We start from the raw sequence: 24,259 nt of genomic DNA, 5'->3' as shown, positions 1-24,259 counted from the left end.
GGATTAATTCCACCTTCCGGATGGCTGGTCTTCTGAACCCGTGCCAGCCCCGGCGAACTCGGCATTTTTAAGAGAAGGAGACGCACGATGCAGCTCGGAATGATCGGATTGGGGCGTATGGGTATCAACATGGCAGCCCGCCTGATGAAGGCTGGGCATGAGTGCGTGGTGTATGACCAGCGCGCCCAAGCCATCCATGAACTTCAATCGCAGGGCGCGGTTGGCACCACCTCGCTTGAAAACCTTATCGCCCGTCTGGCCAAACCGCGGGCAATATGGTTGATGATTCCCGCCGCCGCGGTGGATGGACTTCTTTCGGAGGTACTGCCGCTGCTCGAAAAGGACGACATTGTTATCGATGGTGGAAATTCCTATTACCACGACGATATCCGGCGCGGCGCTGAGCTAAGCTTAAAAGGCATGCATTATGTTGACGTCGGCACAAGCGGCGGCGTTGCCGGACGCGAACGGGGATATTGCCTCATGATCGGTGGCGAAAATGAAATTGTCCAGCACCTGGATCCGATCTTTGCCGCCCTTGCCCCAGGCATCGACGCAGCGCCCCGCACATACGGCCGCCGGAAGGCGGAAGGGACAGCCGAGCGGGGTTATCTCCACTGCGGACCGCACGGAGCCGGCCATTTTGTAAAGATGGTCCATAATGGGATCGAATACGGTCTCATGGCGGCCTATGCCGAAGGCCTGAATATTCTGCACAGCGCTAACGCGGGCAAGCAGGCGCGTGATACGGATGCCGAAACGGCGCCCATGCGTAACCCGGAGTTTTATCAGTATGAACTCGATGTCGCGGAGATCGCGGAGGTCTGGCGCCGCGGCAGTATTGTCGCTTCATGGCTGCTCGATCTGACGGCGGAGGCACTGGTCGAAGACGCCGATCTCAGCAAATTTTCGGGAAGGGTATCCGACTCGGGCGAAGGACGCTGGACCACGCTGGCCGCGGTGGATGAGGGCGTACCTGTACCGGTGATCAGCGCCGCGCTTTTCAGCCGCTTTGAGTCTCGCGGCAATGCGGACTATGCCGACCGTGTGCTTTCTGCGATGAGAAAGCGGTTCGGCGGGCATGATGAAAAAAAAGGACAAGCCTGAGATGACTGGCGTAAACAGAACCGATGGGAGTACTGTGCGTTCGGATGCGCTGGTGCTATTCGGCGTAACGGGCGATCTGGCGTATAAAAAAATCTTTCCGGCACTGTACGCGATGGTAAAGCAGGGTTCGCTCAACGTGCCCGTTGTAGGGGTGGCCTCCACGTCATGGAGCACTGACCAGCTTCGCGACAGGGTTATCGATTCGGTTTCGAAGTCGGGGATCGACGATCGAGATGCGCTTAGCCATCTCCTTTCGCTGCTACAGTACGTCTCTGGGGATTACAATAACGCGGATACGTTCGCAACGCTCAAGCGCGCCCTGGAGGGAACCAAGCACCCCCTTCATTATCTGGCCATCCCCCCTTCCCTTTTCGAAACGGTAATAAAAGGGCTGGGCGCCGCCAGTTTGGCGCGGGGGGCCCGTGTCATCGTGGAAAAGCCGTTCGGGCGGGATCTCGAGTCCGCCCGCAAACTCAATTGCATCGCGCGATCGGTGTTTCCGGAAGATTCGATTTTTCGCATCGATCACTTCCTGGGCAAGGAGGCGATCATGAATATTCTTTATTTTCGCTTCGCCAACTCCTTCCTTGAACCGATCTGGAACCGGAACTATATCGGCAGCGTCCAGTTAACACTCGCGGAGAATTTCGGCGTCGAGGGACGCGGCAGATTTTATGAATCGGCGGGTTGCCTTCGCGATGTAATCCAGAATCATCTTTTCCAGATCGTCGCGCTGCTTGCCATGGAACCGCCATCCCACAAAGGCTTTAAGCCCATTCAGGGAGAAAAGGCAGATGTCTTTCAGGCCATGCGTCCGGTGAACCCGGATGACGTCGTACGGGGCCAATATGCGGGCTATCGTGAGGAGCCAGGCGTCGCACCGGACTCCGACGTTGAGACGTTCTGCGCCTTGAGGCTTTTTATCGACTCCTGGCGCTGGGAAGGCGTACCGTGGTACCTGCGTTCCGGCAAATTCCTTGCCGAGACCGCCACTGAAGTACTTGTCCAGTTGAAGCCGCCGCCGCAGCAGCTTTTTGCTGACCCAGCACCCGATGCCAGGGATGCCAATTACCTGCGGTTTCGCCTTTCTCCCATCTCCGCCGTTGCGCTCGCTGCGCGAGTCAAGCGCACGGGAAAAGAGTTCGTCGGCGAGCAGCGGGAACTCTGCCTGGTCGAAGAACACTTCGGGCGCGAGTCCCCTTATGAACGGCTGTTGCGAGACGCGATGAATGGCGATGGAGCCCTGTTTGCCCGCGAGGACGCGGTGGAGGCCGCGTGGGCAGCCCTGGAACCTGTTCTGAAAAAGCATCACCCCGTTATTCCTTATGAGCGCGGAAGCTGGGGACCTGAAGCGACGGATAAGCTGATCGCACCGGATGGCTGGTGGCACAACCCCGAGTCGAGAATCTGACCGGACTGTACTGTCAACTTTCGACAGTAACAAGAGTAACCCTGGTCATAACATTCTAATGTGACGTTATAGTGAACCTTAACGAATTTTTAACGTTTAAGCGACGCTTTTTTCACATAGGTCATGTTACTTTTGAATTGCATAGCGTTATATGCAACCCTTCCATTCAAATGCCATCTTTATAAGGGATCCCTCATTATGAAATCATCATTGTCTCGGTTATTGCCGTTAGCATCGCTTGTCTCCGCCCTTTTCGTGTCCGGGCTGCCCGCTGCCTATGCGGATATAGTGGATGATAAATTAGCTGGAATGGAGGCCCAAAGTCCGATCGATATTCGTTCGGACAATACATTTTTTGGAAATTTATCTCCGTTGACATTTAATTTGAGTTCCAGCACCACGCTGGATGTTATCAATAACGGTTCCCCCGGTAAGGAGAAAACCGTCAGAGCCAATGTAGCTGCCGGCGCGGGGTCTATTACGGTCGATGGGGATACCTATAATTTAGCCCAATTCCATTTCCATACGCCTTCAGAGCATTTGGAGAACAGTCACGCAACCCCCCTGGAGTTGCATCTGGTATTTAGCGATGCTAATAGTCATCTTCTGGTGGTTGGCCGGTGGATCAACTATGGCGATACTAATGCCGCACTTGCTCCAATTTTCTCTAATCTGCCCCAAACCACTGCCGACCATCTTGCGGTCAATTCCTTCAATCTGAATTCGCTTATTCCGGATAACCTGGAATCTTTTCGCTACACTGGTTCGCTCACGACGCCCCCCTTCTCGGAAGGTGTAAAGTGGATCGATCTGGCTCAGCCGCTGGATATGTCCGCAAGCCAAGTTCAAGCTTTTCAAAAGCTCTTCCCGGATGGGGATGCGCGTGAGGTTCAGCCGCTTAACGGGCGAATCATACTCACTGATGTACCGAATTTCGTCCACGTCACGCCCGTTCCCGAGCCCGAGACCTATGCCATGCTGCTCGCTGGTCTGGGTCTGATCGGTTTTATTGCAAGGCGGCGCCTGGCCACCCCTGGCTTTATGGGATCTGGTGCATAACTTCCCGTCGCAATTTTCTATCCACGTCGGTCGTTCACCATCCTGATGGTGGGAGACCGAAGTGGATTACAATCCAGTTTCCCACGGAAAGCTTGTCTTCGGTTTCTGACCGCTTGCCGAAATGCCCCATAAAAGCTGTCGTGTCTATACCTGTGGGTTAGTACGAGAAATGGAAAAGACGGCAATCTCGTTATTTCTTATTACTTTTCTACTTGCCCTTGCATCTTTTGCTCATGCCCAGAATGCGGAATGGGCTCATCTCAATAACGAAGCACGGCTACTCTATCAGAGAGGTAAATACGACCAGGCAATAGTGCTGGTGAAAGAGGCGCTCGAGGTCGCTCGTAAGGAGTGGGGCGATGACCATCCAAACGTAGCCCAGACTTTGAACAACCTCGGGTTGATTTATCAGGACCTGGGCGAATATGTCCAGGCGGAGCCGCTTTACAAGCATTCGCTTGCCATCTGGGAAAGAACCTTTGGCCCCGATAGCCCCGCCGTGGCAAAGGGCTTGAATAACCTGGCGGAGCTCTACCGGGTGCAAGGCCAGTACGCCAACGCTGAGCCGCTCTATAAACGCTCTCTTGCGATTTGGGAAAAAACATTCGGACCCGAACATATCGATGTCGCAACCAGCCTGAATAATCTCGCGCTGCTTTTCAAGATACAGGGGCGCTATGCGCAGGCGGAGCCGTTATACCAGCGCTCGCTCGCTGTCTCGGAAAAGGCGCTCGGCGCGGGCCATCCCGATGTCGCCATCAGCCTGAATAATCTGGCCGGGCTTTATCTGGCACAAGGCCTTTATTCAAAGGCTGAGCCTCTCTACAGCCGCTCGCTGGCAATTCTTGAAAAAGCCCTCGGACCGGATCACCCGCGCGTGGCGAAGAGTTTGAACAACCTCGCGGAACTCCATATGGCCGATGGCCGCTATGAAGTGGCGAAGCCTCTCTTCAAACGCTCGCTCTTGATTCTGGAGACAGCCCTGGGGCCCGCCCACCCGGATGTGGCCACCACACTGAACAACTTGGGGAATCTTTATTATGCGCAGGGTCACTTTATCCTGGCCAAACCCTACCTCGAGCGCTCGCTGGCAATCTGGGAAAAAGTGCTCGGGCCCGGCCACCCCCATGTCGCCTTGAGTCTGAACAATATTGCCGCACTCTATGAAGCTCAGGGTCAATATGCGGAGGCCGAATCGCTCTTCACCCGCTCATTGACAATTCTGGAGAAAACCCTAAGCCCCAACCATCCGAAGGTGATCACGAACCTCAAGAATCTTGCGGAACTCTACAGAAAATCCGGCAGGGAAATTGAAGCGGCGGCGATGGAAAGACGGGCTCTGGTTGAGTAGAGCCCGGGGGCCAGGCGTATTGGGTATAAGCGTTGATTACTTGACGGCCGCATATCGAAACCGATATGTTATGCCACCGGCTCCATAATGCTTGAGTACCGGAGGTGAAAGCTTCTTGCTGTGTCTTTAGTATTGAATAGTGTCACAGGCAGCTCGCTATCTCCACGCTCACGCATAATGTATTCATGCGGTATTATTTGCTTTGCTGTGGGGCGTAACAATCAGAGAGGACCACTATGAACCGTATTCCCATTTTGAGAAACTCTGCAGTATCCGCCGCACTTGTGAGCATCATGCTTTTACCCGTGCCAAATGCAGCCCATGCACAGGCCGGCGCGGCTACACAAAATAGCACGGGAACGCAGTCCACCCCTGCACAAGCTAACGCTGCACAGACCAGCTCAGCGGCTGGCCAGCCGGCAGCGGGGTGGAGTGAAACCGCACCGGATCGGGGTAACTGGTTCTCGAGAATTTTCGGTAGCTCCGCCTCTGGGCCCGCCCGTTCCGATCAGGCAGGCTCCGGGGGAACATGGTCGTCCGCAAGACAGGGGTATAGCACCTGCAGGGATGCCGCTTCTGGCCAGGAGGACTTTCTCTGCAAATTGGGCAGAATATTGTGGGGACCTGACACGCCACGCGGGCCTAACCGTGACATGGACGACAATGTTGCGGCGGGAGGCGCAGGGGGCTGATTGTCCCACTGAATAATGGAGTTGATTGAATTTCATTGTTGAGAAATGCGAATTCCGAACAAAGCCTCGAACAAATCCTATGGAGGGCCTCAGGCGGGTGATCACGGTTTTTCAAGCATTCGCGGGAAGAAGAATTTATGCTTCCTGCTTCCTTATGCTTCCTGCTTCCCTTAAGCACGCCACAGCCCGAGCTATCTACCTGTGCGCAACACTGTTTCTTTGTGCTGCATGCGTATCCCAATCACCGGGAGGTACGTCGGAATGGGGTAGCGTCACGATGCCCGGCCGCGCCAGTTCAGTAACGGAAACTCCTCCTGGTCAAAAAGCCGTAACCACAGGCCAGGAAGTTTCGCCATCCGAAAATAGAGGTTCGGCTTCGGGGCAGGCGGCAGCTGATCAACCGGGTTCTTCGACGGGTTGGGCCACGGCAGGGCAGACGCGCCGCTCGTGCGCACCGCCAATACCGGAGAATGAAGGCCTTCTCCACAAGATCGTTAGGATTTTATCTGGACCTGACTGGTGCGGTCCGGATCCTGACGTGGACACCAATATTTCAGCAGGGGGAGCAGCCGGAGGATAACGACGGTTTCGCTCGAGTTCAGACCCCATTCTTCCGCGCATGCGCGGCAATCCGCCGCACCCCAGCCCGCCTTTTCCACAACCCCTGCCCCCCACAGCGCCATTAATGCCTTATCAGGCAAAAACACTACCGAGATAGTGGTTTTGCATATCCCCGGCTGCAAGAAATCGTCAACGAATAATTCACTTCTCCGTCACATTTAACTCACGTATTTGTCACGTTTTTTTCACCGTCCCCTGACGGTTTTTTGACACCTCCCATGCTATTTTGACCAATAGGATCAAGCTTTCCCTACTTTTCATCAATATAACTAATTAAACCTATAGCATAACTCTGATCAGGGAGATCGTAATGAAATGTCATGCTCCGTTGTTATTACTGTCAGGCTGTTTACTTTCAGTTCCCCTGCATGCACAGGATAAGCCGACATCCGCCGATTCGGATGCTGCGTCTTCGAAGGCTTATGTCATCGATCTTTATGTGGACACCAAAACTAAACAGATTTACTCGGAACCCGGTGAAGGACGGGTGCGCATGGGGTCCTTCGAAAAGGTTTCGGATAAAAAACCTGCTCCCAAGGCCGGGGCGGGTGAAGCTGCCGAATTGCCCGCTACCAGTCAGGCCGGGGGAGCTATTGCCGCCGGCGGTCCAGCTCCCGCTCCCACACCCTCGGGAATGGGTTACGCAAACTGGAAGTCACCTGATCCATTCAAGTGGAACCTGAATCCGGATGGAAGCCAGTACCTGAAATTTGGCTTCCTGAACCAGGTCTGGCTACGGTATGAGCAGAACAATCCAGGTTCGCAGGTCCTGGGTCACCCGGTGACAGACACGACCGATATTGGGCTGCGCAGAACCCGTTTCGTGTTACAGGGTCAACTGACTGACCGGGTGTATTTCTATACCCAGTACGGGATGAACAACTTCAACTTTCTTACGCAGGATGCCAGTACCCAGCACAATGGTGTAGATACGGCTGTCGGCAACAGGAAGATCCAGGCATTCTTTCACGATGCGTTTGGTGAATTGCGCCTGACCCAGGGCCATCAGATGATCGTGGGCGGCGGCCTGGTCATGGCCAATGGCGTGTCCCGCTTCAGCAGCCCCAGCGTCAGCACGATCATGACCATGGATATTCCGCTGTTCGCCCAGTTCACCGCCGACCGGACCGACATCTTCAACAGAAGCCTGAGTGTTTATCTCCGTGGTCAGATCGGCATGTTCAATTACCGGTTCACCGCCAGCGATCCGTTCCCCATCAATACCTCAGGCACGGCCTTCGAGACCATCTCGCCCACCATGGCTCAGTTCTCTCGGGAAGGGCATCACAAGCGCTACCAAGGGTTCTACGCCATCAACTTCTGGGATACCGAGCCCATGACAAACCCCTACTGGCAGGGAACCTATCTGGGCAAAAAGAGCGTATTTAACCTTGAAGGCGGCTTCATCACTCAGAAGGGGGCAACGTGGACGGGCACCCCAATACTGAATGGAAGTGGCGCCGAAGTAGGCGAAACAAACGTCAAATTCCACGACATGACTATCTGGTCGCTGGCGCTCTACCTGGATGCGCCGGTGGACAAGGTCAAGGAGACCGCCGTCTCGGCTTATCTGGGTTTTTTCGACACAAATTACGGCCCGAATTACCTGCGCATGAACGGCATTGGCATGGCTCCGGCCACGGGCGGTACGGCACCGTTCGCTACCGGAGGCAACGCGTTCCCGATGTTTGGAACGGGAAAGCTTTTCTACGGGCAGATCGGCTATCTGATGGCCAAGGACTTGCTCGGCGGCAACAACGGGCAGTTGATGCCCTACTTCTCCTGGACGAGCGCAGACTACCAGGCTCTGCATAACCAGGTAAACGTTTTCAACGTGGGCATAAATTGGCTGATAAAGGGCCACAACAGCAAGGTCACGTTTGATTACCAGAACAGGCCGGTATTCAACAATGACGGATACAAGATTTCCAATAGAGGCCAGTTCGTCCTGCAATACCAGATTGCTTTCTGATTTCAAAAAAGTCTCATCTGACATTCGCTTTTCGATTTGCTCTCAGGCAGGCCTGGCAGTCCAGGCCTGCTAAATCATTTTCCTGCGCATTGCCCTCCGCATTTTCTAACGCAAGTTCTTCTCCCTCCCAGCTTTCCTGCATGCGCCCCTCTATTCGCGGCCGGGAGCGGTGTCATCCCGGGCCTCATTGTCCTGTTTTTTCTCCTTATCCGCCCGCCATATGTTGATGACATGTAGTCGGCCATAAATATTCCTGTAAATGATCAGCTACGCAGTACGCGCTGAAATATCTATTTTCAATATTTCAAGACAAGACGTATGAGTGGGCTAGCGCACAGAAACACTGGATTCGCGGCGTAGTATTGAATTCATGGATCGATGTCCACCTGATACCTAATTGTACGGACTGTAATTCAAGCGGCTCAAACTCTGCCGTAAACCCCGTAAAGCGCCTGGGCCGTAATGCATTGAGAAACTGACAGGAGGATACATACCGTCAGCATCATACATGTCCGCGGGGAACTCGCGTCTGAAAACGAGCCGAATAGAAGCGCAAGGCGATGCATTAAAGGTCGTTCCGATGTTCTGCCGGACTAAAGGAGCAACAGAGGAGATGGCAATGAAGGAGAATGTCAGCGATTTTTTAGTGCGACGCTTATCCGAGTGGAGAGTCAAACGCATCTTTGGATATCCGGGAGATGGCATCAACGGGATCATGGGTGCACTGAACCGCGCCCCTGATAGAATTGATTTTGTACAGGTGCGGCACGAAGAGATGGCCGCATTCATGGCCTGTGCGCACGCGAAATTCACCGGCGAAGTAGGTGTTTGCCTGGCTACCTCCGGTCCAGGCGCAATTCATCTGCTAAACGGCTTATATGACGCCAAACTCGATCACCAACCGGTGGTCGCCATCGTCGGCCAACAGAAACGCGCCGCGCTGGGCGGCAACTTCCAGCAGGAGGTCGACCTGATCTCCTTGTTCAAGGACGTGGCGCACGAATACGTCCATATGGTATCCACGCCAGAGCAAATGCGCCACATTCTTGACCGCGCCATGCGCATCGCCCAGGTTGAGCGAAACGTGTGTTGCATTATCGTACCCAATGATATCCAGGAGATGGATGCGGAAAAACCCGCGCGGGAGCACGGTACGATCCACTCTGGAATTGGATACAAGGAGCCCCGCGTGATACCTCGGCCGGAAGATCTACAGCGCGCCGCCGACGCCCTCAATGCCGGCTCGAAAGTCGCGATGCTGGTGGGCGCTGGCGCGCTGCAGGCCACACCTGAGGTCCTGGAAGCTGCCGATCTGCTCGGTGCCGGTATTGCCAAAGCTTTACTTGGAAAAGCAGTGGTTCCGGATGACCTGCCCTTTGTAACTGGATCGATAGGACTGCTGGGCACCAGGCCGAGCTATGACATGATGATGCAGTGCGATACGCTGCTCATGATCGGATCGAGCTTTCCCTACTCCGAATTTTTACCCGAGGAAGGTCAGGCGCGCGGTGTGCAAATCGATATCGATGGCCGCATGATGAGTATTCGCTATCCCATGGAAGTGAATCTGGTCGGAGACAGCGCGGAAACGCTGAGATTACTTATCCCGCTACTGAAACGAAAGAATGACCGCGCCTGGCGTAAAAAAATCGAGGATGAGATAACCCAGTGGTGGAAGACGATGGAGGCCCGCGCCATGGCGCCGGCCAGCCCCATCAATCCACAAAGAGTATTCTGGGAACTGTCTCCGCGCCTGCCGGACGGCTGCATTCTCACCTGTGACTCCGGCTCTTCCGCAAACTGGTATGCGCGCGATCTGAAAGTCCGCCAAGGTATGATGGCATCGCTTTCAGGTGGACTGGCCACCATGGGGCCGGCGGTACCTTACGCGATTGCGGCCAAGTTCGCGCACCCCCGCCGGACGGTCATTGCAATGGCCGGAGATGGTGCAATGCAAATGAACGGCCTGAATGAACTTATCACCGTCGGGAAGTATTGGCGGCGCTGGAGTAATCCGCATTTACTGGTGATGGTGCTGAACAACCGCGATCTGAATCAGGTAACCTGGGAACAGCGCGCCATGGAAGGCGACCCGAAATTCGAAGCATCGCAGGATGTTCCCGACTTTCCCTACGCGGCATACGCGGAAATGATCGGCTTGCGGGGCATCCGTGTTGACCGTCCCGAAGAAATCGGCAGTGCCTGGGGCTGCGCCTTAGGCGCCGACCGTCCGGTGGTTCTGGAAGCCTATACCGATCCGGACGTGCCGCCTCTACCGCCACACATCACATTCAAGCAAGCGAAAGCGTATGCGTCGGCAATATTGCACGGCGATGCCGATTCACCCGGAATCATAAAGTCATCCGTCAAGCAGATTTTCGCTTAAAAACGGATTCCCATACGAACACAGGCGCCGCCCGGCCGCGATGGGGAGGTAGTATGCTTCGCATCTCCCGGGTATCGGTATCCGATTTTTCTATTCCGACCGCAACCTCGACACGACGTTCCCAGCATCCTGCGGCCCTACCCGCCGCTTCGATTCCCGTTAGGCTGCTCTTGCCTTGATGAGCACGATTGCCTGTCCGGGCACGCGAGGAATTGATGAGGTTGTTCCCACGCCCCCTGGAGTCAGCTGTGACCTTGCTGCACCAACGATCGATCTGCCGCACTGCTGGGAAGATACGGTCTGATGCGACCATGCTCGCATGGCGCCGCGTGCGACGACCTCGAAACCGTTTCTCGAAAAATCCGCGCAGTGTGGTGCGGAAGACGCGGCAGGCATTCACACCGTGGCGCACTGCAAGGCATTTACTATACTGAATGGAACTGCTCCTCGAATCCACGCGATCCCATGCATGACGAGCCATACGCCTCGGCGTTCGCGATCAAGACGAACCTCGAAGCGGGGTACACATACACAGACGGCACCTTTGATCTCGCCTTTACCTTGGCGCCTCGGTCCGTTGCGGCTGCAACATCCAGCTCAAACAGCGTCGAAACCGCGGTTCGGGCCTGTCAAAGCATGAATCCACCTCCACCGGAATCCCTGGATGAATGCGGTGAAGCGAGGCCCTGGCCCGGCTCAACACTAACAGGCGGGCGCGGGTTCGGCGCGGCCGTGGCCGGGCTGACGGCCGTTCCGGGCGCATGCATGGCCGAGACGCTGGATGCTCCATTGAATTATTTTTTGCACAGTTATGGCCCTGCGGCCCGCCCGACCATGTACCTTGGCTGGGTACTCGTTGGAGTATGCGCCGCGGTCTGTTTCATTATCGCTGTGCTGTTGATCATGGCGGTTCGCCGTAAACGTCCAGCCGCCGATCCACGCGCGATCGGCCGCGAAGGCGAAGGGCTTGAGTGGCTGTATATTGGGACGGGAATCTCGACCCTCGTCCTCATCGGGCTGGTGGTTTATTCGCTGATGGTACTGAATGCCGTTGCCAAGCCGCCCGAGGCACCGACCGTTACATTGACCGTTACGGGATACGATTGGTGGTGGAAAGTCGAGTATGAACATTCCGATCCGGCACAACGCTTTATTACCGCGAACGAGGTGCATATCCCTGTGGGCCAGCCCGTTCTCATCAAATTAAAAAGCGCCGACGTCATTCATGCCTTTTGGGTGCCGACACTCGCTGGAAAAACACAGATGATTCCGGGCCTGATGAATCAGAAATGGATCCAGGCGGACGCGCCCGGCACCTACACGGGACAGTGTGCACAATATTGCGGCGCTGGCCATGCCCACATGGGTTTCGAAGTCATTGCGGAAGATATCCAGGAGTTTGAAAAATGGCGCGATACTCAGCGCCGGCCAGCATCATTATTGCCTTCCGTATCGAATGAGGACCCCGGATACAAACTGTTCATGGACCGTTGCGCCGGCTGCCATGCGATTCGCGGCACCAAGGCTCGCGGTACTCATGGGCCCGATCTGACCCACTTGAAATCGAGGCGGAGGCTTGCGGCGGGATTGTTGACCAATACACCCGACCATTTGATGGATTGGATCATTCATGCGCAACAGTTCAAGCCGGGATCGCGCATGCCAAGCATTAGCTTGTCGGAAGCCGAAAGCTCTGCACTCGCAACATTTTTATCGAAGCTGGATTAAACCTAAATCCGGCAGTTGACCGCTCATTTTTCAGTTTATCGCGATGATCTACAAAGCCCTCTTTCGATACCTGACCTTCACCTTCATGATGAGCTCGCTACGGAAGCCAACTGCCGGGTTTAGGTTAAAGACAGATACCGGGATAAGCCATGGCTAGCGCTGATATCACCGAACGTCCAATCGATGACCATCTTGCCCGGGTGCCGGAGATTGGCTGCGCGCCGCCTGGTTCCGACATCGAAGTACAGCTCGCCAGAACGTGGGAATCGGAACCTGGATGGCGTGGATGGCTTTCGACCGTGGATCATAAAGCCATCGGTTTGCGGTACATCGTTACCGCTTTCATCTTCTTGATAATAGGCGGTCTGGAGGCGCTGCTCATACGTATCCAGCTGGCCCGGCCCGATCAGACATTGCTGACCCCGGAACAATATAACCAGCTTTTCACCATGCACGGTGTGACAATGATTTTTCTGTATGCCCTGCCGATACTGTCGGGGTTTTCAAATTATCTTTGGCCGCTATTGCTGGGTTCAAGGGATATGGCTTTCCCCCGGCTTAACGCTTTTTCCTATTGGATATTCCTGTTCGCCGGCATCTTCATGTACGTAAGTTTTCCCCTTGGCCAGGCGCCGAACGGAGGCTGGTTCAACTACGTCCCTTTTTCAGGGCCCACGTTTAACACGGGCCCGAACATTGATGTCTTCGCACTCGGCATGGTGCTGTTAGGCATATCCACATCCGTCGGATCAGCCAATTTCGTGGTGACACTTTTCAGGATGCGTGCGCCCGGCATGACAATAAACCGCGTGCCGATTCTGGTCTGGGGCACGCTCACAGCGTCCGTAGCCAATCTTCTGGTAATACCTTCTGTCAGCCTGGCATTTTTTCTGTTATGGCTCGACCGGCAGATGGGCACGCATTTTTTCGATGTCGCCAACGGCGGCAAACCGCTGCTCTGGCAGCACTTGTTCTGGATCTTCGGCCATCCATGGGTTTATGCCATCGTGCTTCCGGCCATGGGTATTGTATCCGATGCATTGCCGACATTCTGCCGCCGTCCGCTGGTAGGTTATACCGCGATGGCACTGGCTACCATGGCCGTCATGCTGATCGGTTTTGAGGTCTGGATCCATCACATGTTTGCAACCGGTTTGCCGACCGTTGCGTTGTCGATCTTCGGCGCGGCCAGCATGGTGATCTCAGTCCCGAGCTCGATAGCCGTGTTTGCCTGGATTGCGACCATCTGGCTGGGAAGACCTGTGTTCAAAACGCCGTTTTTATTTTTTGCCGGGTTTGTCATGCTGTTTGTGATCGGCGGCTTGTCCGGCGTGATGACAGCGGCGGTACCGCTCGATTGGCAGCTTAACGAAACCTATTTTATAGTCGCCCATCTGCATTACGTTTTACTCGGTATTAATGTCTTCCCCGTGGTAGGGGGCATCTATTATTGGTTCCCAAAATTCACGGGCCGGATGATGGACGAGACGCTTGGAAAATTGAGCTTTTGGGTCATGTTCATCGGTTTCAACGTGGGGTTCTTCCCCATGCATTGGGCGGGTCTGCTGGGCATGCCCCGGCGCGTTTACACTTATTCGTCCCGGATGGGATGGGATGGCGTCAATATGATCACTTCAATCGGCTCTTTTGTGTTCGCAATTGGCGTCCTTATCTTTTTAGTCAATGTCGTGGTAAGTCTCAAGCGAGGAGCCCTGGCTGGCCCGAATCCGTGGGATGCGGCAACGCTGGAGTGGGCGACATCGTCGCCGCCGCCCGCATACAACTTTGCCGTAATTCCCACTGTGGCAAGCCGTCACCCGTTATGGGAGGATCGGCTGGATGAAGGCAGAGGACGTTCCAATTTCAAGGAAGGTCTTTTGCTTGCTGAAGGGCGCGAGGCAATCAGTACCTCTCCGATTGATGCCAAGCCATTGGCTATCCTAAAAATGCCGGATGACACCTCCACACCTTTTTTTCTCGGCCTGTTCATTTCGCTGCTGTTTGTCGGCCTGCTTCTGCATTGGTGGCTGTTCACAGCCGCAACTGCCATCGCCGGAAGCCTGGCGCTGATCGTATGGCTGTGGCCCAGAAAAGCGCTCGCTCAGCGCGCAATGCCTCAAGGAGATAACAATGGTTGAGCCAGTACAGCTCCAGAGTGAACGGTTGCCTGTGGGAAGTGCCGGGAAACTTTCGGGCGGGTGGTGGGGGGTGCAGACATTGATCGTGACAGAAGCCTGCCTGTTCGGGTATCTGTTGTTCTGCTATTTCTATCTGGCAGCTCAAACCGAGCAGACATGGCCCCCAGACGGTTTGCCCAGCCTGCTCGTTCCGGGCGCCAATACCCTTATTCTTCTTGCGAGCAGCGCTTGTGTCTGGGCTGGAGAGCGCGGTGTTCACCAAAGCCGAACGGGCCGGGGTATCGCGGGCTTGACAGCCGCGATTGTGCTGGGTACCGCATTCGTGGCAATTCAGCTCATGGAATGGCGTAACAAGCCTTACGGAATGACCACGGACTTATATGGTTCGCTGTACTTTACGATCACTGGATTTCATATGGCCCACGTCATCATAGGATTGGCCGTACTGTTACTCCTCCTGGTATGGGCAATGCTGGGTTATTTTGATAGCAGACGTTACGTGGCCATGACCATTGGCGGAGCTTACTGGCATTTCGTGGACGTTGTCTGGCTGTTCGTTTTTTCAACCTTATATCTGTTTCCATACCTTTAAAGAGACGCTGTGTTGGAAATGAGTCCCTCCGTTAAACAAAACGTCTCAGCGAAACATCGCTCTCCTCATCGCTATCCGATGGGCAGAACGCTGGTTAGCTTATTTGGCGCACCCGTGGCCTGGGTCATGCAGATGTCATTGAGCGAACCGATCGCGGCTTATGCCTGCTATCCGCGCCAAGTGCCGCTTTCGGCCCCGCTCTGGGTCGAGTTGCCTCTGATTCTTGCTGTAATCAGCCTGGTTTGTCTGGCAGCTGGTTTACTGTCCGGATATGTGGCCTGGACTTCATGGCGGCAAATACGCAATGGATCAGTGGTGATTACCAAAGCGGCAAATGGGCATCCTGACGCCGGGGTTGACGAAGGGCAGACACGGTTTCTGACAATGCTGGGAATGATGTCGAGTTCTTTATTTATCGTCGCGATTGTATTTACGTGTTGCGCAATTTTTTTGGTACCGCCTTGTAGCGCCTGGATTTGAGGAGGCGGATTCCAGGTTTTCAGGCCCGGATACAATGAAGGTTATGCGGGGGCGAGGCCCATCAAGTCCTTACCCGGACCGTATCAGGGAGTCGCTTTTATGGATTCGATTAGCCGGATGCAGCGCAAAGCTGCTGGTTGCTCATGGATTGTCCTGTGCGCGGTCGCCGCAACCGCTCAGGCCGCGGAAGCTGATCTGGTGGCGCGCGGGGCCTACCTGGCCAAGGTTGCTGATTGTGCGGGTTGCCATACCGCCGGGCCAGGTCACCCGCCTTTTGCCGGTGGGCTGGCGATCAACTCGCCGTTCGGGACCATTTATTCGACCAACATCACACCTGATCCGGTATTCGGTATAGGCAACTATAGTTATGAAGATTTCAGCCGCGCGCTTCGTGATGGGGTCGCGAAAGGTGGAAGACGTCTTTATCCAGCCATGCCATATCCCTCCTTCACGGCGATATTGGACAGCGATGTTGAGGCGCTCTATGCCTATTTCATGAACGGCATCAAAGCGGTCAGCCAGAGGCCGCCTCAGACTGCATTACCCTTCCCTTTCAATCAGCGCTGGGTGTTTCGATTCTGGAACGCGGCGTTCGTTAAGGACGGACGTTATCAACCGCGTACCGACCGCAACGAGCACTGGAATCGCGGCGCTTATCTGGTGCAAGCGCTGGGTCATTGTGGCGCCTGCCATACTCCTAGAGGTCTCGCCTATCAGGAAAAGGCGTATTCCGAATCATCAACAGAATACCTGAGCGGGGCGGTAATCGAGAACTGGTTTGCAGGTAACTTGACCGGAGATCGCGCGTCCGGCCTGGGCAGATGGACCGAAACAGAGATTTCCACGTTTCTGCAGACAGGCCACAATAGTCATACGGTTGCATTTGGCAGCATGGTCCTGGTTATCGAAAATGGCACACAGTATTTACAAAAAGAAGACCTGGATGCAATCGCACACTATCTCAAGTCATTGAGAGCCAGAAAGGGAAGGTCATCCTATCTAACCCAAGCGGCACCTGTCTCGAAGATCTCGACTGGATTTCCGGTCGATGCGTTTGAACGCCCCGGCGCGGGTATATACGCCGGATTCTGCGCCAAATGTCATAGGGATAACGGTACAGGCAAGACACCGGAGATTCCGCGGCTTGCCGGCAGCCCCATGGTGCTATCCGACAATTCCACTTCCCTGATCCGCCTCATGCTGGAAGGGGGCAAAGGCCCGGCGACCAGACACGGGCCGAAACCGAAGGAAATGCCCGGTTACGCAAAAGAATTATCCAGCCGCGAGATTGCGGAGGTCCTTACCTTTGTTCGCAACAACTGGGGCAATACAGCATCCCCGGTAACGACGCGCGATGTGTATTTGTTACGAGAGGCGTTGCAAAAATGAGCTATGCGGGCAGCCTAATCTTTCGTAGTCTTTAACTCCAGCATCTGGGGCATAAGCTCAGGCTGATCGCTTGCCATGGAAAATGAACTGCGGGGGGCGCGCCTTGTCAGCCCGGCTGCTCCTGTTCCCGCGCTTTTCCTGGCATCAGTTCATTGCGAGCCACAATCAATATGCCGATGGCGCTCATCATTGCACCATGAATCCATAGAATTATTCCTCCGATTTGCTGATCTGCTATGGCACTCACGCCGCCAATAGCTCGGCCGCAAATGGTGTAGATCGGGTAGATTTCCCGCGTAGCAAAAAAAATCAGTGCTCCCAGCACGATTTGTGGCGGGATCACGGCGAGCATCATGGCGATACGGGAACCCGGCGTCAGGCGGACGGACAGTATGGGCCTCTGATGCAGGACGATCCCCCAAAACATCAGTCCGTTTATAAACATGCTCCAGTTCATCAAGCGATACAAGCGCCAGTCGATCATCGCGGTGAAATGTACGGAAGGCAATAGCCAGAAACCGATGAGCGCACTGAATAGCGTCACCGCAATAATGGGTTTGCAGAGAACCCGGTCCAAATAGAGGAGTGGCTTCCATTCGGCTATTTGAGCGCACAGTTGTCTTCCCGGATGAGGCATGCCCGCAAGAAGCGTCGACCAGGGGCTGCTCAAAATGATTAGAAAGGGTCCCAGGTGATGCAATACCAGATGCTGAAGCCGATGAATGAAAAATTGATGTTCGGCGTAATAGTCGAACTGTGTATGGGAAACGAGGTAGAGGAGAATGAGTCCTGTCCAAAAATACAATTTCTGCTGAAGCCGTGGATGGCTTCTGCCACAACCGCGCAAGAATAGGATGGCCGCAGTGCCTGCCACGACGGCAACCAAAGCGGATTCCTCCCAAGGGGTGAACCAGTACAACATATCCATGATTGGTTCGCTCCAGAAATTGTACCGCTACTTTGGGTCCGGAACTTGCCATAAGGCTGAGCCTTACTTCAAGCATGGGGCCATCTAGTAATTGGTCTTGATGAGACGCTGCAGGTCTTTCGCCAAACTCTCGTCCGAGTCGGAGGATGTCGCCAGCAGGCGTGCTTGACCTTTTGTATCAAAAATATACACCGCATCGCCATGCTCTATATCCCCCGCTTCATCAATTCTGGAGCGAGGGCGGTAGGCTGCCCGATATTGTTTGGTAAGACGTTCGATATCGGCTATCGTCCCCGTCAGTCCGACCGCATGTTCGGAATCAAATTGGGTGACGTAACGATGCAATATCTGCGGCGTATCGCGTCGGGGGTCAAGCGTGACAAACAGGATACGCGCGCGGTTCGCATCGTCCCCCAGGAGTCGCATGACGTGCGCTAGGCGTGCCATCGAAACAGGGCATTCGGCAGTGCAACGTGTAAACCCGAAGTACATCAATAACAGGTAGCCCTCATATGTGCTTGCTGTCACGGTACTGCCGTGATCAGAGGTCAGGGAAAAATTCAGATCCGGCAAGTGTCCCGTAACCTCTTCCACATGCCAGGGTTTTTCCGCAATACAACCGCTTAGCGCGAGCGCTATTGTCATGCTCAGAATATAGCGGCGTAGCGGCACACCCGCCCGGGAGAGCCTCATTTCCACCTCGCGCTCGCGCTTTTTTAATTTCGGGTGCATTATTGTTCACGCAGTCCGTTATCCTCGATATGCTTTCAATATAGCAGCCAGGGAGGTATGCAGGGAACGTCTGAACTGGCTCAGGAAAGTTCTTGCACGAACGTGTGAAACCTTTTATATTCCGAGTATGACGCATGCCGGTTATCGTTGCCCGCCCCGCTTTTTGCCTCGCTTGCCGCTCCTGGCAAGGCCGCTGCTGCGCCCCGCGCGCTAACTACCCACCCCCTCTTCGAGTTTTGCATTGACGGAATCTGTTTCTGGTTCTGTATCACAGTTCGGGTATCCTTTCTCAAGCGGAGAAAACCGTGAAAGATCATCTAATTATTTTTGACACCACTTTGCGTGATGGCGAGCAGAGCCCTGGCGCTTCGATGACCAGGGAGGAAAAGATCCGTATTGCAAGGCAATTGGAGCGCATGCGCGTGGATGTAATTGAAGCCGGATTTCCGGCCGCGTCCAACGGCGACTTTGAAGCAGTCAAGGCAGTGGCTGACTCGGTCAAGGAAAGTACGGTGTGCGGCCTTGCCCGTGCGATAGAAGCCGATATCCGGCGTGCCGGTGAGGCATTGCAAGGTGCCAGCGCGTCGCGCATACATACATTTATTGCTACGTCGCCCATTCATATGGAAAAGAAGCTGCGCATGTCACCCGATCAGGTGGTGGAGCAAGCGGTCAGGGCGGTGAAATGGGCGCGCCAATACACGGACGATGTAGAGTTTTCTCCTGAGGATGCGGGCCGCTCGGATATCACATTTCTCTGCCGTGTGCTGGAAGCCGTTATCGATGCGGGAGCCAAAACCCTGAACATTCCGGACACCGTCGGTTACACCATGCCTGAGCAATTCGGCAACCTCATCCGTACGCTGCGCGAGCGCATACCGAACTCGGATAAGGTGGTGTTTTCCGTACACTGCCACAATGACCTGGGGCTGGCGGTGGCGAATTCGCTGTCTGCGGTAGCAAATGGAGCGCGGCAGGTGGAATGCACGATAAATGGCTTGGGGGAACGCGCAGGCAACGCTGCCCTGGAGGAAATCGTGATGGCAGTGCGCACTCGCCAGGATTTTTTCCCCTGCGACACACGCGTCGATGCTGTACATATCGTACCGGCAAGCAAGCTGGTCTCGGGAATCACCGGCTTTCCGGTACAACCCAATAAAGCCATTGTCGGAGCAAATGCGTTCGCCCATGAATCCGGCATACATCAGGACGGCGTGCTCAAGCACCGCGAAACCTATGAGATCATGCGTGCTGAAGATGTCGGCTGGGGCGCGAATAAAATACTGCTTGGCAAACATTCCGGCCGAAATGCTTTCCGCACCCGGCTGGCCGAGCTCGGTATCGAGCTCAATTCGGAAGAAGCCCTCAATACCACTTTCATGCGCTTTAAGGAACTAGCGGACAAGAAGCATGATGTTTTCGACGAGGATTTGCATGCACTGGTTTCGGACGAAGCCATGGTCCTGCAGGAACATTACCGGCTTCTCTCGCTTATAGCACACAGCGAAACGGGCGAAATGCCCTATGCCCATGTGGTCATCTCGGAAGATGGGAGAGAGTCGCGCGCGGAATCCGAAGGAAGCGGTCCCGTAGATGCGACATTTCGCGCAATTGAAAAAATTCTGATCAGCGGCGCCGAGTTGCAATTATTCTCGGTTAACGCCATCACCAGCGGTACCGATTCGCAAGGTGAAGTCACCGTGCGGCTCCAAAAATCGGGACGCATCGTCAATGGCCATGGGGCGGATACAGATATTGTGGTGGCGTCAGCCAAAGCATACCTCAGCGCGCTCAATAAGCTGCACAGCAAGCTGGAGCGGGCTCACCCTCAGGTTTAGGGTAGCCAATTTTCCGATGGCCCGTAACTCATGAAATCTGCGCGATTTCTGGATTTCACGCATTATGTACTGATCCGTTTTTTCCAGCATAACTGCACCCAGGTCGCGGCCAGCCTGACCTTTACAACCTTGCTTTCATTGGTGCCTTTTATAGCGATTGCCTTGTCAGTAGTGGCGGCATTTCCGGCTTTTAGTGACTACTCAACCCAAATAAAAGTTTTCCTTCTCACCACCATGGTGCCGGAGGCCGCAAACCGGGCAATCGAAGTGTACATGCAGCAATTCGCCGACAATGCGGTCAAGCTCACAGCTATCGGCACATTCTTTCTGGGCGTAACGGCCATTGCCCTGATGCTGACGATCGATAAGGCATTGAACGCCATCTGGTGCGTGCCACGGTTGCGCCCGCTATTGCATCGCGTGCTGATCTATTGGGCCGTTCTGACCATCGGACCGCTATTGATAGGCGGAAGCCTGTCTCTTACTTCCTGGCTGATCGGAATCTCGATGGGATTAACCCAGGATATTCCCGGCATTAACGTTGTGCTTCTGCAATTGGCGCCGCTCGTGCTGACAAGCATTGCATTTTCAATTCCCTATCTGATCGTACCTAATCGCCAGGTCTTGTTGCGTCACGCAATTGCCGGCGGGGTGGCAGCGGCGGTCGGGTTTGAGATAATGAAAAGAGTTTTCGGGTTGTACATTTCCCACTTCCCGACTTACCAGGCGGTGTATGGCGCGTTTGCCACCGTTCCCATTTTTTTGCTCTGGGTCTATCTTTCCTGGCTGATGGTGTTACTCGGCGCGGTGATTGCCGCCTCGCTTTCGAGTTGGCGCTTTCGCGCGTGGCGGCGCGACCCAACAGCGCAGGGAAAGCAATTTTTCGACGCTTTGCGTTTGCTGCAAGCACTGGGAGAAGCATTACGGGACGGAAGAGTTGAAACCTATTGCAGCCTGCAGAAGCGGCTGGATCTAGGTTTCGAAGAGATCGAGCCGATACTGGAGCGAATGGTTCAAGCCAATCTCGTCCGGCAGGTCAAAACAGGTGGATGGGTCCAGATAGTGGACCCTGATAAAATCATGGTGGCCGATATTTACCGCCTCTTTACATTCCGCCCGGAAGCAGCACGTGCCGCGGCAGCGGGTAATGCAAAGCTGGAGCGATTGCTTGATGGCATCGTTGCCGCAATGAATGAGAAAATGGACGTGCCGCTGTCGCAGCTTTTTGCGGAGGCGGTTCCTCAAGATTCTCCACAGATTTCAACCGAGGCTGTTCTTCAATAGCAGTATGATACGACGCTCCCTTGCTGTGTTGTTCTGCCTGCTGCTGTTGTTGCCTATCGGCGCACAGGCAAAGGGCTTTACGTTTACAGATACCAATGGCAAGAAACTCACGCTTTCCAACTTCAAGGGCAAGTGGGTACTGATAAACTTCTGGGCCACGTGGTGTCCGCCCTGCCTGAAGGAGATTCCCGATCTGGTATCGCTCTATGAAAGCCGCAAGGATGTGATGGTGATTGGTATCGCGATGGATTACCGCGATCCGAAGACCGTGCTGAAGTATGTCAAATCGATGTCGATTTCCTATCCGGTCGTATTGGGCGATAAAAAAACGGCGTCCCAAATCGGTCCGGTGTCGATGCTGCCCACTACGTATGTGTTCGATCCTGATGGCAATCCGGCAGTCTATAAGGTTGGACTGGTTTCCCGGGAAAGTCTGGAGGAGTTCATGCGGGAATACTCAAGAAATCCTCCAAATCAGCAGCGGCCGAGCGACACGCGGCAGCAAAAATACAGATAAGCCCGCGCGCAAGTGCCGGTAGGCGGCCACGCGAGCCGCAAGCATGGTCAAAAGACTAGAATAAGGTGCAGCTATAACTATATATTTTCGCCGAAGCAGGCCGATTGGCTTGGCAGGGGTTGGCTGCGTAGTGTATGGCGTCACTAAACACCGAACACCTTTTCTGGTAGCCTAGCCTGAATCGTGAAGATCAGAACGTGGTCCATAAAGGATTACGGTTCTTCATCGAAAACGATGATGCCAGCGGGCTACAGCCCGCCGTCATAGCCAAAATCCGGCGCATGGTTTCCTTCCTCCAGGACATGGAGAAGGAAGACGAGCTGCGCACGGTGCCGAGCTGGAAAGCCCATCAGCTTACCGGCGACCGCAAAGGGGCATGGGAGCCTGTTCGTCACCAAGAACTGGCGCATGACGTTTCGGATCGACCAGGAAGAGATTGAGATCATCGACCTCGATTATGAGGATTACCACTAGGAGGTGGCCATGGCTGCAAATCTAGGAATTTGCGTGAAGAACCCGGCCCATCCCGGCGGCTTTATCAAGAATGAGATCATCGAGCCGCTGGGCCTGTCCGTGACGGGTGCGGCCGATGTGCTAGGTGTCACGCGGGCAACGCTTTCGACGCTGCTCAACGAGCGCGCATACCTGTCATCGGAATGGCGCTGCGCATCGAGAAGGCCTTTGGCATTTCGATGGATACGCTCATGCGGATGCAGAACAGCTACGACATTGCCTAGGCCCGCAAGCGGGAAGGGGAGATCAAGGTCGCGCCCTACAAGGGCGAGCCGCTTGAGTCGCAACCGGCGCTGATCTGACCAGAATTTATAAAGTTTACGACAACACCGCGCCTAACGCGGGTAGGGGTTTCATGAATACTTTACTTGTGTAGCAAAATGGTTCCCTTTTGTCCGCTGGGCTGGAGCATATCAGAGCTGGTACCGGAAATTTTAATAAGCCGATAAGTGGAGAGTCTGCTACCTTTGATTGCCCTACAGGGCGAGGAAATGGAGCAGAAGATGGCAAAAAGAACGAGACGGACGCACTCAGCGGCGTTCAACGTGCTCACGAAACGGAAAAAGTACGTTAAGATCTGACTGTTTCATGACCCTAAGGAAATGTTAGACCTGCGACGCCGGGTGCAGGTCGGCCTGAACAAGGGCGAAAGCAAAGGATTCCCTGGCCCGCGCCGTGTTCCTGAACCGGCTAGGCGAAATCCATGGCCGCAGTTTTGAGAAGCAGCGTTATCGCGCGAGCAGCCTCAACCTTGTGGGTCGCCGCCATCGTATTGTGGAACACGATCTACCTGGAACGGGTGGCGCAGACCTTGCGAGAACCGAGGAAGGACGTGAATGACACTCTGCTACCACACGTGTCGCCGCTGGGCTGGTAGCACATCAACCTGACCGGTTGAACGCGTACCTTACCGGGACTCCTTGGCAAAGTACGCCGCGGCCTTTTTTAGAATGTCGCGCTCCTCGGTTACACGTTTCAACTCGGCCTTCAAACGCCGCATCTCGGCAGCTTGGCTTTGCTGTTCCTGCCGAACATCCGCCGGGTGGCCATAGTCCTTCAGCCACACATACAGACTGTGCTGTGATACGCCCAACCGGAGCGCAACTTCCGCCACCGGGTAGCCTCGCTCGGTCACTTGCTTGACCGCCTCAATCTTGAATTCTTCACTATAACGCTTGCTGCTCATGACACCTCCTTGTCGCTTCAAGTTTAAAGGTGTCTATAAATTCCGGGGCGATTCATATTGTGCTTATGGCAGATGTCTCGGATGACCGCCCCCTCAACTTCTCCTTCACGCAATATTCCTATGATCTGCTCTTCACTAAATCGCTTCTTCATCTTCGCCTTCATGTAAAAATAACATGAAGACTCACTCAGTGGATGGCCACAAAATTCTTAGCAGGTCAGCCCATCCTCCTATTTTCCTGGGGAGAAAGCGGCAAAATCAGGATCTTTTTGCGCCTTCCAAGTCAGATGTAGCTGATTTGGGCCGCCAAAAATGGATTGCGGTACCCACTAGCG

At 54.6% G+C, this 24,259-nt stretch carries 21 protein-coding genes and 2 pseudogenes; 18 read left to right on the top strand and 5 right to left on the bottom strand.

What is annotated here, in order from left to right; all coding sequences use genetic code 11:
- Positions 1-87 precede the first annotated feature (87 nt).
- The 7 genes from gnd to BMX00_RS08900 all read left to right on the top strand — a co-directional run bounded on the left by gnd (position 88) and on the right by BMX00_RS08900 (position 10,599).
- Positions 88-1,107: a phosphogluconate dehydrogenase (NAD(+)-dependent, decarboxylating) gene (gnd, locus tag BMX00_RS08940; protein WP_090828685.1), complete on the top strand. Its 1,020-nt coding sequence runs from the start codon at positions 88-90 to the stop codon at positions 1,105-1,107.
- Entirely contained in the window at positions 1,082-2,518 is a 1,437-nt protein-coding gene (gene zwf, locus BMX00_RS08935; protein WP_090828684.1) for a glucose-6-phosphate dehydrogenase, read from the top strand. Before gnd ends, zwf begins: the two co-directional genes overlap by 26 nt.
- A gap of 198 nt (positions 2,519-2,716) precedes the next feature.
- Positions 2,717-3,577, top strand: a complete 861-nt coding sequence (locus BMX00_RS08930; RefSeq protein WP_090828683.1) for a carbonic anhydrase — start codon at positions 2,717-2,719, stop codon at positions 3,575-3,577.
- Between the two features lie 169 nt (positions 3,578-3,746).
- Complete coding sequence (locus tag BMX00_RS08925) at positions 3,747-4,928, top strand: tetratricopeptide repeat protein (protein WP_090828682.1); 1,182 nt, start codon at positions 3,747-3,749, stop codon at positions 4,926-4,928.
- Positions 4,929-5,164: 236 nt separating this feature from the next.
- Positions 5,165-5,620 (top strand): hypothetical protein, encoded by a 456-nt coding sequence (locus tag BMX00_RS08920; protein WP_143053074.1) that lies wholly within the window; start codon positions 5,165-5,167, stop codon positions 5,618-5,620.
- 931 nt (positions 5,621-6,551) lie between these two features.
- Entirely contained in the window at positions 6,552-8,213 is a 1,662-nt protein-coding gene (locus BMX00_RS08905) for a hypothetical protein (protein WP_090828678.1), read from the top strand.
- 508 nt (positions 8,214-8,721) lie between these two features.
- A complete protein-coding gene (locus tag BMX00_RS08900) occupies positions 8,722-10,599 on the top strand; it encodes a thiamine pyrophosphate-requiring protein (RefSeq protein WP_245727981.1) in 1,878 nt (625 codons plus the stop codon).
- On the opposite strand, the gene BMX00_RS08895 is transcribed toward BMX00_RS08900, so the two are convergent.
- Entirely contained in the window at positions 10,580-11,080 is a 501-nt protein-coding gene (locus BMX00_RS08895) for a hypothetical protein (RefSeq protein WP_143053073.1), read from the bottom strand. The two genes, BMX00_RS08900 and BMX00_RS08895, sit on opposite strands and share 20 nt — an antisense overlap.
- On the opposite strand from BMX00_RS08895, the gene coxB reads away from it, so the two are divergent.
- The 5 genes from coxB (at position 11,065) to BMX00_RS08870 (ending at position 16,926) form a co-directional block, all read left to right on the top strand.
- Positions 11,065-12,327, top strand: coding sequence for a cytochrome c oxidase subunit II (gene coxB, locus BMX00_RS08890; protein WP_245727979.1), 1,263 nt, complete (start codon positions 11,065-11,067; stop codon positions 12,325-12,327). The genes BMX00_RS08895 and coxB overlap by 16 nt on opposite strands.
- Before the next feature lie 149 nt (positions 12,328-12,476).
- The gene (ctaD, locus tag BMX00_RS08885; protein WP_090828676.1) at positions 12,477-14,465 is read left to right on the top strand and encodes a cytochrome c oxidase subunit I; all 1,989 of its coding nucleotides are present in this window, start codon (positions 12,477-12,479) and stop codon (positions 14,463-14,465) included.
- Positions 14,458-15,057, top strand: coding sequence for a cytochrome c oxidase subunit 3 (locus BMX00_RS08880; protein WP_090828675.1), 600 nt, complete (start codon positions 14,458-14,460; stop codon positions 15,055-15,057). Before ctaD ends, BMX00_RS08880 begins: the two co-directional genes overlap by 8 nt.
- 18 nt (positions 15,058-15,075) lie before the next feature.
- On the top strand, positions 15,076-15,537 hold the full coding sequence (locus BMX00_RS08875) for a hypothetical protein (protein ID WP_245727977.1): 462 nt from the start codon (positions 15,076-15,078) through the stop codon (positions 15,535-15,537).
- Positions 15,538-15,636: 99 nt separating this feature from the next.
- Positions 15,637-16,926: a cytochrome c gene (locus BMX00_RS08870; RefSeq protein WP_090828673.1), complete on the top strand. Its 1,290-nt coding sequence runs from the start codon at positions 15,637-15,639 to the stop codon at positions 16,924-16,926.
- 106 nt (positions 16,927-17,032) lie between these two features.
- Here BMX00_RS08870 and BMX00_RS08865 read toward each other — a convergent pair whose 3' ends face one another.
- Together BMX00_RS08865 and BMX00_RS08860 are read right to left on the bottom strand one after the other, a co-directional pair.
- Positions 17,033-17,854, bottom strand: a complete 822-nt coding sequence (locus BMX00_RS08865) for a cytochrome c oxidase assembly protein (protein WP_090828672.1) — start codon at positions 17,852-17,854, stop codon at positions 17,033-17,035.
- An 84-nt stretch (positions 17,855-17,938) separates the two neighbouring features.
- A complete protein-coding gene (locus BMX00_RS08860; RefSeq protein ID WP_245727975.1) occupies positions 17,939-18,586 on the bottom strand; it encodes an SCO family protein in 648 nt (215 codons plus the stop codon).
- 305 nt (positions 18,587-18,891) lie between these two features.
- Here BMX00_RS08860 and BMX00_RS08850 point away from each other — a divergent pair, with 305 nt between their 5' ends.
- From BMX00_RS08850 to BMX00_RS08825, 6 genes and pseudogenes are all read left to right on the top strand, one after another.
- On the top strand, positions 18,892-20,424 hold the full coding sequence (locus BMX00_RS08850) for a 2-isopropylmalate synthase (RefSeq protein ID WP_090828670.1): 1,533 nt from the start codon (positions 18,892-18,894) through the stop codon (positions 20,422-20,424).
- A 30-nt stretch (positions 20,425-20,454) separates the two neighbouring features.
- On the top strand, positions 20,455-21,708 hold the full coding sequence (locus tag BMX00_RS08845; protein WP_090828669.1) for a YihY family inner membrane protein: 1,254 nt from the start codon (positions 20,455-20,457) through the stop codon (positions 21,706-21,708).
- 4 nt (positions 21,709-21,712) lie between these two features.
- Complete coding sequence (locus BMX00_RS08840; protein WP_177171819.1) at positions 21,713-22,225, top strand: TlpA family protein disulfide reductase; 513 nt, start codon at positions 21,713-21,715, stop codon at positions 22,223-22,225.
- Between the two features lie 197 nt (positions 22,226-22,422).
- Positions 22,423-22,665 carry a type II toxin-antitoxin system RelE/ParE family toxin gene (locus BMX00_RS08835; RefSeq protein ID WP_218141526.1) on the top strand — a complete coding sequence of 81 codons (243 nt, stop codon included), beginning with the start codon at positions 22,423-22,425 and terminating at the stop codon, positions 22,663-22,665.
- 43 nt (positions 22,666-22,708) lie between these two features.
- Entirely contained in the window at positions 22,709-23,035 is a 327-nt protein-coding gene (locus BMX00_RS08830; RefSeq protein ID WP_218141525.1) for a helix-turn-helix domain-containing protein, read from the top strand.
- Positions 23,036-23,337: 302 nt separating this feature from the next.
- A pseudogene (locus BMX00_RS08825) lies at positions 23,338-23,612 on the top strand (Tn3 family transposase); the annotation flags it as partial.
- A 22-nt stretch (positions 23,613-23,634) separates the two neighbouring features.
- Here BMX00_RS08825 and BMX00_RS08820 read toward each other — a convergent pair.
- Positions 23,635-23,924 (bottom strand): annotated as a pseudogene (locus BMX00_RS08820) (transposase); the annotation flags it as partial.
- Positions 23,925-23,947: 23 nt separating this feature from the next.
- Entirely contained in the window at positions 23,948-24,076 is a 129-nt protein-coding gene (locus BMX00_RS15035) for a transposase (RefSeq protein ID WP_425433885.1), read from the bottom strand.
- Between the last annotated feature and the right edge of the window lie 183 nt (positions 24,077-24,259).

The organism is Nitrosovibrio tenuis (genome assembly GCF_900109785.1).
In the GTDB taxonomy this organism is placed as follows: domain Bacteria; phylum Pseudomonadota; class Gammaproteobacteria; order Burkholderiales; family Nitrosomonadaceae; genus Nitrosospira; species Nitrosospira tenuis_A.
The sequence above is the reverse complement of the archived record's forward strand: the minus strand, read 5'-3'. Positions and strand labels throughout refer to the sequence as shown.